Origin of the sequence: Lacticaseibacillus jixianensis, from assembly GCF_003946485.1 — a bacterium.
Taxonomy (GTDB): domain Bacteria; phylum Bacillota; class Bacilli; order Lactobacillales; family Lactobacillaceae; genus Lacticaseibacillus; species Lacticaseibacillus jixianensis.
In genome coordinates this window covers 52,523-64,267 of sequence record NZ_RHOJ01000015.1, presented here as the reverse complement: position 1 = coordinate 64,267, position 11,745 = coordinate 52,523, and the positions used below count along the sequence as shown (strand labels likewise).

14 protein-coding genes are annotated in these 11,745 nt (G+C 60.1%); 8 read left to right on the top strand and 6 right to left on the bottom strand.

Annotated features, from left to right (window positions below; all coding sequences use genetic code 11):
* The first annotated feature begins 379 nt into the window (after positions 1-379).
* On the top strand, positions 380-1,267 hold the full coding sequence (locus tag EKM85_RS07515) for an SDR family oxidoreductase (protein WP_125585656.1): 888 nt from the start codon (positions 380-382) through the stop codon (positions 1,265-1,267).
* Positions 1,268-1,335: 68 nt separating this feature from the next.
* On the opposite strand, the gene EKM85_RS07510 is transcribed toward EKM85_RS07515, so the two are convergent.
* Positions 1,336-1,971, bottom strand: a complete 636-nt coding sequence (locus EKM85_RS07510; protein ID WP_125585655.1) for an NAD(P)H-binding protein — start codon at positions 1,969-1,971, stop codon at positions 1,336-1,338.
* A gap of 87 nt (positions 1,972-2,058) precedes the next feature.
* Positions 2,059-2,502, bottom strand: coding sequence for a helix-turn-helix transcriptional regulator (locus tag EKM85_RS07505; RefSeq protein WP_125585654.1), 444 nt, complete (start codon positions 2,500-2,502; stop codon positions 2,059-2,061).
* Between the two features lie 230 nt (positions 2,503-2,732).
* On the opposite strand from EKM85_RS07505, the gene EKM85_RS07500 reads away from it, so the two are divergent.
* Positions 2,733-3,893: a YcjF family protein gene (locus EKM85_RS07500; protein WP_125585653.1), complete on the top strand. Its 1,161-nt coding sequence runs from the start codon at positions 2,733-2,735 to the stop codon at positions 3,891-3,893.
* A gap of 65 nt (positions 3,894-3,958) precedes the next feature.
* Here EKM85_RS07500 and EKM85_RS11470 read toward each other — a convergent pair whose 3' ends face one another.
* A complete protein-coding gene (locus EKM85_RS11470; protein WP_164510708.1) occupies positions 3,959-4,105 on the bottom strand; it encodes a hypothetical protein in 147 nt (48 codons plus the stop codon).
* A gap of 106 nt (positions 4,106-4,211) precedes the next feature.
* On the opposite strand from EKM85_RS11470, the gene EKM85_RS07495 reads away from it, so the two are divergent.
* The 3 genes from EKM85_RS07495 to EKM85_RS07485 all read left to right on the top strand — a co-directional run bounded on the left by EKM85_RS07495 (position 4,212) and on the right by EKM85_RS07485 (position 6,220).
* Positions 4,212-4,832 (top strand): hydrolase, encoded by a 621-nt coding sequence (locus tag EKM85_RS07495; RefSeq protein WP_125585652.1) that lies wholly within the window; start codon positions 4,212-4,214, stop codon positions 4,830-4,832.
* A gap of 190 nt (positions 4,833-5,022) precedes the next feature.
* A complete protein-coding gene (locus EKM85_RS07490) occupies positions 5,023-5,802 on the top strand; it encodes a gamma-glutamyl-gamma-aminobutyrate hydrolase family protein (protein ID WP_191987294.1) in 780 nt (259 codons plus the stop codon).
* Between the two features lie 85 nt (positions 5,803-5,887).
* Positions 5,888-6,220 (top strand): hypothetical protein, encoded by a 333-nt coding sequence (locus EKM85_RS07485; RefSeq protein ID WP_125585651.1) that lies wholly within the window; start codon positions 5,888-5,890, stop codon positions 6,218-6,220.
* Between the two features lie 332 nt (positions 6,221-6,552).
* Here EKM85_RS07485 and arsC read toward each other — a convergent pair whose 3' ends face one another.
* Positions 6,553-6,960, bottom strand: coding sequence for an arsenate reductase (thioredoxin) (arsC, locus tag EKM85_RS07480; protein ID WP_125585650.1), 408 nt, complete (start codon positions 6,958-6,960; stop codon positions 6,553-6,555).
* A gap of 367 nt (positions 6,961-7,327) precedes the next feature.
* Here arsC and EKM85_RS07475 point away from each other — a divergent pair, with 367 nt between their 5' ends.
* The gene (locus EKM85_RS07475; RefSeq protein ID WP_125585649.1) at positions 7,328-7,840 is read left to right on the top strand and encodes a hypothetical protein; all 513 of its coding nucleotides are present in this window, start codon (positions 7,328-7,330) and stop codon (positions 7,838-7,840) included.
* Positions 7,841-7,955: 115 nt separating this feature from the next.
* Here EKM85_RS07475 and EKM85_RS07470 read toward each other — a convergent pair whose 3' ends face one another.
* Both EKM85_RS07470 and EKM85_RS07465 read right to left on the bottom strand, forming a co-directional pair.
* Positions 7,956-9,455: a hypothetical protein gene (locus EKM85_RS07470; RefSeq protein ID WP_125585648.1), complete on the bottom strand. Its 1,500-nt coding sequence runs from the start codon at positions 9,453-9,455 to the stop codon at positions 7,956-7,958.
* A 2-nt stretch (positions 9,456-9,457) separates the two neighbouring features.
* Positions 9,458-10,090: a DUF1054 family protein gene (locus tag EKM85_RS07465; RefSeq protein ID WP_125585647.1), complete on the bottom strand. Its 633-nt coding sequence runs from the start codon at positions 10,088-10,090 to the stop codon at positions 9,458-9,460.
* Between the two features lie 67 nt (positions 10,091-10,157).
* Between EKM85_RS07465 and EKM85_RS07460 the strand changes: the two genes are divergently transcribed.
* Together EKM85_RS07460 and EKM85_RS07455 are read left to right on the top strand one after the other, a co-directional pair.
* Positions 10,158-10,607 (top strand): YueI family protein, encoded by a 450-nt coding sequence (locus tag EKM85_RS07460; protein WP_125585646.1) that lies wholly within the window; start codon positions 10,158-10,160, stop codon positions 10,605-10,607.
* 105 nt (positions 10,608-10,712) lie between these two features.
* The gene (locus tag EKM85_RS07455) at positions 10,713-11,660 is read left to right on the top strand and encodes a TMEM175 family protein (protein ID WP_164510707.1); all 948 of its coding nucleotides are present in this window, start codon (positions 10,713-10,715) and stop codon (positions 11,658-11,660) included.
* The last annotated feature ends 85 nt before the right edge of the window (positions 11,661-11,745 follow it).

The window sequence follows — 11,745 nt, the reverse complement described above, 5'->3', positions numbered from 1 at the left end:
TGAAGCTTGTTGGTGCCAGCGATGATATCGAAAATTGAAAGTTGGAGTTGACACGGGTCACTTCATAACAGGCTACCCATCCCGCTAAGTGCGCGAAGCCACCGCACCTTGCATAATCGGGCTTTGGGTTCGCAACGCGGGAGTGGCTAGCTACGGTCGCAGCTTCACTCGCTTTGCGAGTAAAGCCGCAACCTAGGCTACCCATCCCGCTAAATGCGCGAACCCGCCGCACCTTCGTAATCGGGCTTTGGGTTCGCAACGGGGGAGCATCCAGCTACGGTCAAGGCCTCGCCGGCAAAAAACGCCGGCAATGCCTTGACCTAGGCTGGCTGTCCCCCTAAATGCGCGAACCCGCCGCACCTTGAAAAGGAGGACTTACATGACCAAGTTGATTGACCCCCGCGCCCTGTACCACGACGCCGATTTTCCCGCGCAAGACCAGGACCCACCGGCGCTGCAAACGCAGATGACGCCCGTGCCTGACTGCGGTGAAAGCAGCTACGTCGGCCATGGCCGGCTGGCTGGGCGGCACGCCCTGGTGACCGGCGGCGACTCCGGCATCGGCCGCGCCGCCGCCATTGCCTACGCGCGCGAAGGCGCCGACGTGGCGATCCACTTTTTCCCTGGCGAAGAGGCCGACGCTGAGGAAGTCCGTCAGCTGATTGAAGCCGAGGGCCAAAAAGCGGTGCTGCTGCCGGCCGACTTTCGCATTGCCGAAGCGCCCGCTAAAGTGGTCGAAGAGGCGGCCCTGCAGCTCGGTGGGCTCGACCTGCTGGTGCTCAACGCCGCCCAGCAGATCCAGCACGCCACGCTGGCCGAACTTCCGCAAGCGCAGGTCAAAGACACCTTCACCGTCAACATCGAGGCGATGTTCGCCGCGGTGCGCGCCGCCCTGCCGCACCTGGCACCAGGCAGCGCCATCGTGACCACCACCTCGATTCAGGCCTTTGCCCCCAGTTCGAACCTGCTCGACTACGCGGCGACCAAGGCGGCGATCGCCAACTTCACGATCGGGCTGGCCAAGCAGCTGACTCCCCAAGGCATTCGGGTCAACGGCGTGGCACCGGGGCCGATCTGGACCGCGCTGCAACTGGACCACGGCCAGCCAAGTGAGGCCATTCCCAAGTTCGGCCAGGACACCCCGCTTGGACGGGCGGGGATGCCCGTTGAACTGGCACCGGTGTACGTGCTGCTGGGATCGGATGAGGCCAGCTACATCTCCGGCCAGATCTACGGCGTGACCGGCGGCGACGCGATCAATCCGTGACTTTTACCAAAAAATGGCCCCTGGCCGATCGCCCTAATGCGATCAGTCAGGGGCCATTTTGCGTTGTGCTAGGCGTTGACCACCGTGAAGCGCTGGCGCAGATGCGTCCGGTGCTCCAGCTCCGCGATCGCCGCCGCGGCCAGGTTGGCCACCGTCACCTCGGACTTGCCGCTGGGCGCCTGCATCACCTCGTCTGTGCCCAGGCGGTAGTCGCCAAGCGGCCCGTCGATCAGGTTGGCCTGCGGGGAGATCGCGGTCCAGGCCACGTTGTCGATCCACTGCAGGAAGTCATGCTCGTGGACCTGCTGCTGCGGGGTCTTGACCCACGGTGCCCCTTGCGCCTGCGCCTCGACCTGGCTGAGCAGCAGCTCCCCGGACGGCTGGCGCAGCGAGCTTGCCCCCAGCACGAACATCAAGTACGGCGTGTCAGTGCCGCGGAAAAGACTGATCAAGTGCGTCGCCAGGTCGAGGTGGCGATAGGCCGCGGGCGATGCGAAGGCGTCAATGACGGCGTCCAGCCCCGCAAAGTCGGCCCGCGTGAGCGCCAGCGCGTCCTTTTCCACCACCGCGACCCGGCCTTCGAAAAGCCGCTCGGCCTTGGCGCGGCTGCGCACCAGGGCCACGACACTGTGGCCGTTGGCCAACGCCGCGTTTACCATCTGCTGGCCGACCCGGCCAGTGGCGCCAATGATCCCAATTTTCACGTGATTGCCCCCTTGATCGCCGCGGGGCAGGCCGCGCGGCGGATGATTGTTGTGATCATTTTACGCGCTGGAAGGAAAACGGACAACCTACTCTTGCCACACCCGGCTCAAAATATCCTTGAGCACCAGCATGGCGTCCTGCGCGCTGTAGCCGTAGTCGCGGCGCAGCGCGGCCAGCTGCGTCCGCAGTTGTGCCGCGTACCGATCGGCGTCCACTTTGCCTTGGTAGCTCGCCAGCACTGGGTACTTTTTGGCCCACATGGCGGTCCAGTCGACTTTCGCAACCGCCGAATCCGGCGTGTGCGTGATGGCATGCTCGATGGTCGCCAAGTCCGCGTCGAAGCTGACCAACTTGTCTAAGGACAGCTCGTAAAGCGTCGCCAGCTTCTTAGACTGAAAAATGTCCGGCAGGGTCTCGTCGGTCTCCCACTTGGAAATCGTCTGCCGACTGACGCCCAGCCGCTGGGCGACCGCCTCCTGAGAAAGCCCCCGGTGGCGCCGCGCGTCAGCTAAATTTTGCCCTAAGCTCATGAGTTAACCTCCCTTTTCTGTATCGGTTCATCATCAGTTTAGTGGTTTAAGTTGGCGCCGCCCACCGCTGTGGCGCGGCAATTGTGCCCGGATTGTTGACACGGAATAACCCAATACATTGCACTCGAATTTTCTGTCTCAACTGGCGGCAAGGGAAACATATATTTCGCGGAAATAACACGGCGCATAGTGTAATATCAGTGATAAGAAAAACAATTGGAGGAATCACGATGTCAAAGCAAGAGCAGATGGCGCACTTAGCTGAGCAGGCTTTTGAACAGGTTAAAGCACAATTTGGAAATCTTGAAAAAGTGAATATTGTCGTTGCAGGCAAGAGTGGCGTCGGTAAGTCGACCCTGATTAATGCGACCTTCGGCGAACGCCTCGCCGAGACCGGGATGGGAAAGCCTGTCACCGACCACATCAAGCTGATCGAAAAGCCAGATTTTCCAGTTCGCATTTACGACACTGTCGGCTTTGAACTCGGCCAATTTGCCCAGTGGAAAAGTGTCAACACCATCCACAAGTTGATCAAGCGGGCGAAGAAGACTGACACCGTGGCCGATGATATCCACTGCCTGTGGTACTGTATCGCGGCCACTGGAGGCCGAATCGATGGTAAAGAGCAAAAGTTCATTAAGTTCTTCCTAGATCAAAAAATTCCGGTCATTTTAGTCCTGACCAAGGCTATTGCCCCAGATATGGCCGATGCCTTGAGCGCTAGTTTGCACAAGATCCCCGTCTTCAAAGACTTGCCAACCGTCAACGTGCTCGCGGAGGAAACAGCAGGGATGGCGGCATTTGGAATCGATCAGCTCGTTACCCTCACCGCGGATATCCTGCCAGAGGCACTCCAACAATCATTTGCCTACTCCCAGCGGCCTGACTTTCAAATGAAACGCAAGCTGGCCGGTAAGATCATCGCCGGCACTACATTGGCCAACTTTGGAACTGGTTTTATTCCCCTTGATTTCGCTGACGCCCCGGTGATGATGGCCGCTGAAAGCAACATGCTCTACCAGATTACAGGAATCTATCAAGTTGCGCTCGATAAGCATCAAATCGAGACGGTTCTAGCCAGCATCGGCGGAATCTTCGGTGCGCAATATCTGGGCGTCACAACCGCCAAAACGCTACTTAAGCTAATTCCTGGAGTGGGCATTGCCACCTCCGCAATCTCTGGAACTGTGGCAGGAACAGTCACGGTTGCTTTGGGTTATGCCTACGTCGAATTAATGGAGATGGTCGTGACCGGAAAACTCGATGTAAGCGGGATGATGCCTGAGGAGATCCGCGATCAACTGATTCTCTTGATGCAGAAGATCCTGCCAAACGCCAAAACAATCTTGAAGAGTTTCAACAACGATCCGGCGAATACCTCTGCGGATTAACCTATATCGCTGCGCGCAATACGCGATATCACTAATGATGGTCCCATATTGATGGGGCCTTTTACTTACCGGTCGCGCCAGTCGTCCTCCCCTTTGCGCGGCCGCCGTTTGCGCTCACTGTCCAGCGGCAGAAACGGCCGGTTCAAGTTGCTGGCCAGGACGGTGAAGAAACTGGCAATGCCTTTGGCCAGCGCGTGCAAGATGTTTTTCATGGTGACCCCTCCCTGCGGCCCGCCTCGCACAAGTCGCTTTGCTTTGCATTATCCCCCCTCCGGTTTAGAATGCAACCGTATTCAAACTAATAGGAGGCGTTATCTGATGACAAGTTATCCTCGCCGCAACCCCGTCGAAGACCTGCTGCTTACGCCGGAGAACTCCGCGCTGCTGGTGATCGATTACCAGCCGACCCAGGTGTCTTCGATCCAGTCGATGAGCCACCCGCAGTTGATCCACAATGTCACCTTCACCATTAAACTGGCCAACCTGTACCAGGTGCCGATCATCCTGAGCACGGTGAACGTCGCCAGCGGCCAGAACGCGGACACGCTGAAGGTCCTGCGCGACTTGATGCCAGACAAAAAGCCGCTCGACCGCACCGCCATCAACGCCTGGGAGGACCAGGACTTCAACGAGGCGGTGCACGCGACCGGCCGCAAGAACCTCGTGATCTGCGCGCTGTGGACGGAAGCCTGCATGGCCTTTCCTGCGCTTGACGCTTTGCGCGAAGGCTTCCACGTCTTCCCGGTCGTTGACGCGATCGGCGGCACTTCCCTGATCGCGCACGAAACGGCGCTGCGCCGCGTGGCGCACGCCGGCGCGGAACTGATCACCAACGCCCAGCTGGCCTGCGAGTGGCAGCGCGACTGGAACCGCACCGACTACGCCCATGACTTCGTGAAGCTGATGTTTGAAAACGACGACTTCTTCCATAATGCCTAACGCCTTGTTACGCCGCGCTCAGAAGACTCTGGGCCCGGCGTTTTTTGCAATTTTATTCACTAAGCGGCCGGCCTCACGATTTCACCAGGCGAAACCGGCCTCGAGCAAGTAGTTTACCAAGTTTCACTTGACTGTGCGGGAAATAGTTTTAAAGTAGGGGACAATTGATTTTCTGAAAGGAAGGATTCTCTTGCGCCCGATTATTGCCATGACCGCCGACACCCTCGAGGAGCCGAGCACTTCGTTAAACGTCAATCAGGCCGACTACGCCCCGCGTGACGTGAAAAATGCCGTCATCGCGGCCGGCGGAGTGCCGGTGATCTTACCGTTCCCCGACGACATCAGCCTGGCCACCGAGCTGGCACAGGCGGCGGTGACCACGTTTGACGGCCTGCTTTTGCCAGGCGGCCCCGACGTCGACCCGACCCTGTACGGCGAGGAGCCGAGCTTCGCCATCGGCGCCACGCTGTACCCCAAAGACCGCCTCGAGCAGGCGCTGATCCGTGCCACCCTCGCGGCGGGCAAGCCGATCATGGCCATCTGCCGCGGCATGCAGATCCTGAACGTCACGCTGGGCGGCACGCTGTACCAGGACCTGGCGAGCCAAGATCCAGACGCAACGATCCGCCACGCCCAGGCGGCCCCCGGGCAGTTCCCCACCCACCACGTGACCGTCAAGGCCACTTCACAGCTTGCCAAGCTGATCGGCGAGCAAGCCTACGTTAACTCTCGCCACCACGAGGCCGTCAAGCGCGTGGCCCCAGGGCTGCAGGTTGTGGCCACGGCCCCAGACGGCGTCATCGAGGCGCTGGCGGACCAAGCCGACCGCCAGATCATGGCCGTGCAGTGGCACCCGGAGAACCTGTTTGCCGCCGACGCCGCCCAGCTGCGCCCCTTTACCCTGCTGGTGAAGCGCGCGGCGGCCGCCCGCACCACCGCGACGTTCGCCGCGCAGCCCAAAGTTAGCTGAACCCAGTTGCCAGCCCCCGCGGCTGGCTTTTTGGTTGCCGTTCGGCGTACAATGCCGGTGGCACAAACTAAAGGAGATGGCAGCGATGCATGAGATTCCGGAGAACATGGCACAGGTGGCCGCACTGGTGGCCAAAAGTGAGCAAAACCACACCCCGCTGAGTGAGGACGCGGTCATTCAAGGTGGGCTACAGAACTGGATCCAGGAGCTGCTCGACGAGGGCATCGAAGGCGGCTATCTGACCGCCAAACTTAGCGCCGCTGAACTGACAATCACGGACATTGGCGGCAAGCAACTGCTGCAAACGCCGCAGCTGAACGCCACCGCGCTGGTCCCGGCGTTCAAGGCGGACCCGCACATGACGCTGATGAAGGTGCAAACCACGATGCGCAGCCTCATCGATCAGGGGCAATTCTGATTGATCCGTCCTTGGCCGCCGATTAAATATGAGGCAAGTGAAAGCCGCGCAATTAGCTTGGATTTTTATTTAAAAAAATGCTGATGCCATAAGCAGGTACAAAATTTCCAGTGGATTTTTAAAAAAATTGGTTATCACTTCTTTAGGGGTGTGATATTATTGACTTGTCCAATGGCAGAGAAAAACATAACTGCCATCGGAATTGAAACACTCCTAAAAAGTTCCCCCAAACTTTTCCACCAGTAATGGTGGTTTTTTCTTTTGCTGAAAACACAATAATCCGGGGCGCTCATTCGCTGAGCGCCCCTTTAATCACGGCTTTTGGCCTGTTATCATTGCGCGGCCAGCGCTTTCACCCGGCGGCCGATCTCGTCTCTGACCTGCCGAAACACCGCCAGCTGCTCAGCCGGCGTGCCGGTGGCCTGCGCCGGATCGATCAAAGGCCAATGAATTTTGCTCACCGTGGGTGGCACCACCGGGCAGCGGTCGCGGGCATCCCCGCACAGCGTGACGACCACGTCGCTGGTGCGCAAGAAGTCTTGGTCGATCAGTTTAGAACGCTGGCGGCTGATGTCGATGCCCACTTCCGCCATGACAGCCACCGCCCGCGGATTAAGCCCGTCCACGCGCAGGCCGGCGCTGGCGATGCGCCAATCAGGGCCCAGGAACTGGTGGGCAAACCCCTCGGCCATCTGACTGCGGCACGAATTACCGGTGCAGAGAAAATAGATTTGCGGCATCATGGGCCCTCCTTTGCTGGTTAACCGAATTATACGCGCCTGGCCGGCGAGTTGGCTCCCCCCCGACACACCGGCCACGAGAGAATTATATATCGATTTCGGCGAATTTTGCCATTTTTCTTTTTTAATTGGCTATTGTTTTCTCCGCTTAATGGGGATATATTAACTATTGTATACGGGCACATTAATAATTAGGTTGGCCAACCTTCACAAACCTGTCATTTCTTCATTCATATTGCATATTCGTAATAGACTTTGGAAGAAAGACAGTGTTTGATCGAGGGTCGGCCTTTTTCGTGTGTGCCGCGGCTCACCGGCGAAGCACCCTGGCCCTCAGCAAGCTACTACTACCTTTGGAGGGGTAACAATGAAAAAACAAAATCCTGTGATGCTGGCCATCATTGTGGTGGTCGTCGCCATTATCGGGTTCGGGGGCTATCACCTGTACCAGAACCGGACGCTGAATCTTGCCAATGACATCGAGGTCAAGTTCTCAGGTTACAACGAGATGGGCAGCGCCCAGCAGACCAAAGCGTCAATGAAGACGTTCGCGAGTGACATCGTCGAGCGCGTCGGCCGCAAGGAGGGCCTGTCCGGACCCCAGCGTGCCGGCATGATCAAGGTGTTCAGCATGGACGAATCGACAGATCAAAACGAGGTCGAGGCGTTGTTCAAGTCCGATGCCGACCAGGCCAAAGCCTCAAAAACCGCCGATGTGCTGGACGACATCACGCTCGAAACCGGAGATCTTGACGGCGACGGCGACCTCAGCAACGGCGATAAATTCCAAGTGATCGTGAAGGTGGGCGAAGACGCCGCCAAGTATGGCCTGAAAGGTGGGACCAAGACCTTCACCGTCAGCGGCCTCAAGGAGGACTAACGCAGGCTACACGCCTTCAGTCTCACTTGCCCCGCCGCCGAGGCAAAACGCATCCAGAACCCAAAAAGCTGCCGGCTGGGCTAACCCCCTGCCGGCAGCTTTAGCTTCTCGCCAATTACCTGTGGCCGTTGCTGCGCAGTTTGCGCGCCTGCTTGAGCGAGATGACCTTCCCGCCGTGCTTGGGCGTCGCTTCGGTGATGACCTTCAGCATGGCCGCAGCGGTTTCAGGCCGCACCTGGCCAGCCTGGGTCAGCGCCTCCAGCAGCGCGCCCAGGGCAAGCAGCGCCTGCGTAAGCGCCGCCCCCTGCCGCCGCTTTTTGAGCTTGGCGACCGCCTCGGCAAAGTCGGCCGGCTGCCAGTGCTTGGGCGTCAGCAGCTTCTCCGCGTACAGATCATCGTACACGTCCACGATGGTCTGCACCGCGATGGCTTGCGGCACCGCCCGCCGCAGGGCGTCGCTGGCCGGATCACTCCACAGCCGGCGAGCTAACTCGAGCCCCTCCGCGTGCAGTCGCGTCGCCCAGGCCTTCACCCATTTGCGTCCGGCAAACCGTTCGACGTGCTTGCCGCCCGCCGGCAGGGCCGGCGGGAAGTACACGTCGGCCGCCGCATAGTCTTGATCCGCCAGCAGCCGCTGCAGTGCGGTGGTCTGGTTGTAAAGGGGCATAAAGGCAGCCACGGCCTTTTCATCGGTCACATCCACGTTCGCTTGTTGCATGGCCAAGGCGACGTTCTTCATCGGCCGGCGATGTTCCGGGGTGGCAGCGGCGCGGATCAGCACCGGGGCGCTTGCCGCGATCCACTTGGCGTAACGGTCGGCCACCTCTGGCCGCAGGTAGTGCCGGCGCTTGAGAAAGACCATAAAGGCCTGGAAGCTCGGGGCAACCCAGCGGGCGCTTTGCTCATCCAGGTCGGCCGGCGCCACAAACGCCGCGTCAAGGATGGCCGTGAGCACGGCCTTGGACCAAGTCTTTGGCGTCTTGCGGTAATCATTGTAGGCCTGCTCGGTCAGGGTCAGGGCAAAGCGCGCCATGACCACCTCATCGACGGGCTGGGGCACCTGAGCCCATTCCGGGCTGGCCCGGAATTCGTGCACCCACTCCCGCATGTAGTCGGTGATGTCGTCAAGCGTGCGCTCCTGCCAGTACGCGAGCCCCGGCCGATCGTACGGCGACTCCCCTTCGTAGTAGTAGTCATCGTCGTCTGCATCGACGGGGTCATCCGCCCACTCGCCGTTCGGGTCGTCCTCGGTGCTGGTGATGGCAGCCAGCATGTCAAACATCGCCGCCATCTGATTCACGTTGTCCTTGGTCGCCCCGCGCTTGGCGAGGTCGAGGACCAGCAAACTGCTGACAATGAAGAGGTCCTCAAACGCCTGGGCCTGCGCCTTCGTGTTGGCGTTTTCCCACACGTCTTCAAGGGTCTGCTCCACCGCCTTGGCCGTCCACTGCTGAGGGGTCACCTGCTGGTGCCGGGTGGCCTGCAGCATGCCAAACAGGTCGATCAGCTTCGCAATGGCCCCGGCCGTGAGCACGCGGGTCAGATCGCGATAATCTGCGCTGCGGTAGAACGGCTGCACTTCTGGCCGCTGGGAGGTGGGAACTGTTTGTGCCATGATCAATCACCTCTGGAAAATGAGTTGGCTGACTGCGCCGCCACTAGCCGCTTCAGCACCGGGGCCAGCCGCACCGTCCGCTCCTGAAGGTCGGCCCACAGTTCGTCTGGCGCAGCGAAAAGCGGATCGGAGCGCAGGTAGGTCTTCCCCACCAGAAATTCGCCGGCCTTGGTGGTGCGATAACGCCGACTGACGCGATCAAAATTGCCCAGCGTCAGCGGCAGCACTTCTTTTCTGGTGTGGTCGGCGGCGAGCTCCATGTCGGTGGGCAGCAGCATCATCTGCGGCCGCAGCGAGTCAAACGGCACGCGGACGCTCGCCGCCTTGGCTTCCTGGAGCAGCGCGACCCACAGAAACAGGCGGTCGTCCCACAGCCCCAGCTCGAGGTGCGGCATCATCTTGTAGCCGCGCTGGCTGGTGGAAAGCGCCAGCCAGGTGTCCGGCGGCGGATTTTTGTGGCGGCGCAGGTGCTTAGCCACGTGCAGGTAAAGCTTTGGCACCCCGGCCTCCTCGAGCAGGTCGGCGAGCTCCCCGCCGGCCTGGTCAAACTTGGGATCCAGCACGCGGCGGATCAGCCCCAGGCGGCCGGCCAGCGTCGGGTCGTCGAACACAGTAAAGTCCTGATCGGTGAACATCGCGCACCTCCTTCTGCTATACTTAATTTTGAACACGCGCTGCAAGCGCCACCAAGGAGGAACAGACGTGGCTGACGACGACATGCAACAACACCTTAATAATAGCATTTATGGGCCGCCGCAGACGAACCCAGATGAGCGCCGCCAGTATCTCGGCTCCCTGCGCGAGCGCGTGGCGGTGCGCGTGAAGAACCAGGACGTCGAAGAACCCGCAGCCTTGGCGGCGGTGAAAGCCGCCCTGGCCAAGCACCAGGGCCAAACCGACTACAAGCTGCTGATCAATGGCAAGCTTGACCCGCAGATGACGGCGCCGTTCATGCAGGCGGCAGGCAGTGCCAACGTGGCCTTCACCCTGGTCAACGACGCCACGGCGAACCTCACGCCGCAGGGCTCAGGGATCCTGCTGGTCGCCAAGGCCGCGATCAACGTCAAAGACATCGACGTTCCGCAGGCAAACGCACCAGCCGCTGCGCAGCCGGCAAAAAAGCGCGGCCTGTTCGGGCGGCTTTTTCAATAATGCGTGCTGACCTCACTGCAGTTTGGGTGAGGTTTTTGCATGCGCGGTTGCATTGCCTGGCGATCAATCATAGAATACGGGCAACACTGCAAAGGAGCTAGTCACATGGAAAAACTCAAAAGCCGCCTGGACGCCTTCGCCGACGCGATCATGGCCGTGATCATCACCATCATGGTCTTAGACATTGCGCCGATCATGAAGGACAGTTGGCCGCGCTACCTGGCGATGGGCAAGCACATCGGCATCTACCTGATCACCTTCGTGTTTATTTTTAATATGTGGTACCAGCACAGCACCGCGTTCGCCGAGATCGCCACGATGACGTACCGGATCCTGGTGTGGGAAGTGCTGTTCCTCGCGGTGCTGTCGCTCATGCCGCTGTTCACCAGCATGATGGCCGAAAACACGACGCGGATCACCGTGATGCTGTACGGGCTCATGCAGGCCGTGATCAACTTCATCTTCCGCCTCCTGGCCAAGGCCATCATTCACCAGCAGTACACGGCAAAAGCGGACATGCAGCAGGTCTACCAGAAGATCTACGGCAACGCGAATCATCCCCTGGCCATCCTGTCCGTGATCGCCATTGTCGTGGCCTACTTCCTGCCGCACCTCGCCGTGCTGTTCTACCTCGCCTACCCGATCCTCAACTTCCTGCTCAATGCGGACGCCCGCCAGCAGATGTTCGACGCTGAGGCGCTGCCTGACGACCAGCAAAAAGACCTGGCCGCCCTGCCCGCCTCCGCCTACGTCGACTGGCGCAAGGCCGCCCGCCAGATCCTGGCGAAGGGTGAGGACCCAGTTGCCCCCGCTGCCGGCGAACCGCAGGCCGATGAGCAGCCGGGGCCGGCCGCACCGCAAAACGCCGCACCAATGCTGCCAGAAAAGTGGGCCGACTGGCTCGACCAGAACGTCGACGCGCGGCGCCGCCAGGTCCTTGTCAAGCGCTACGAGCAGGCCAATAGCGCCCAGCAGCAGCGCATGGCGCAGTGGTTTGACCAGCGCCGCAAGGGCCGTCCGCACGGCCACACCTCGCATCACGACCACCACTGATTAATAACTCGGCTGCCCGACTGTGGCGGCCGTTTTTTTCTTCTCCCCATAATTTGGTTTCGCGCTTTGGGACTGCTAAACTTAA

Excerpts from the sequence above, each read along its gene's own strand:
- EKM85_RS07515 (WP_125585656.1), top strand. The coding sequence starts at position 380 with ATGACCAAGTTGATTGACCCCCGCGCCCTGTACCACGACGCCGATTTT.
- EKM85_RS07505 (WP_125585654.1), bottom strand. The coding sequence starts at position 2,502 with ATGAGCTTAGGGCAAAATTTAGCTGACGCGCGGCGCCACCGGGGGCTT.
- EKM85_RS07500 (WP_125585653.1), top strand. The coding sequence starts at position 2,733 with ATGTCAAAGCAAGAGCAGATGGCGCACTTAGCTGAGCAGGCTTTTGAA.
- EKM85_RS11470 (WP_164510708.1), bottom strand. The coding sequence starts at position 4,105 with ATGAAAAACATCTTGCACGCGCTGGCCAAAGGCATTGCCAGTTTCTTC.
- EKM85_RS07495 (WP_125585652.1), top strand. The coding sequence starts at position 4,212 with ATGACAAGTTATCCTCGCCGCAACCCCGTCGAAGACCTGCTGCTTACG.
- EKM85_RS07485 (WP_125585651.1), top strand. The coding sequence starts at position 5,888 with ATGCATGAGATTCCGGAGAACATGGCACAGGTGGCCGCACTGGTGGCC.
- arsC (WP_125585650.1), bottom strand. The coding sequence starts at position 6,960 with ATGCCGCAAATCTATTTTCTCTGCACCGGTAATTCGTGCCGCAGTCAG.
- EKM85_RS07475 (WP_125585649.1), top strand. The coding sequence starts at position 7,328 with ATGAAAAAACAAAATCCTGTGATGCTGGCCATCATTGTGGTGGTCGTC.
- EKM85_RS07470 (WP_125585648.1), bottom strand. The coding sequence starts at position 9,455 with ATGGCACAAACAGTTCCCACCTCCCAGCGGCCAGAAGTGCAGCCGTTC.
- EKM85_RS07465 (WP_125585647.1), bottom strand. The coding sequence starts at position 10,090 with ATGTTCACCGATCAGGACTTTACTGTGTTCGACGACCCGACGCTGGCC.
- EKM85_RS07455 (WP_164510707.1), top strand. The coding sequence starts at position 10,713 with ATGGAAAAACTCAAAAGCCGCCTGGACGCCTTCGCCGACGCGATCATG.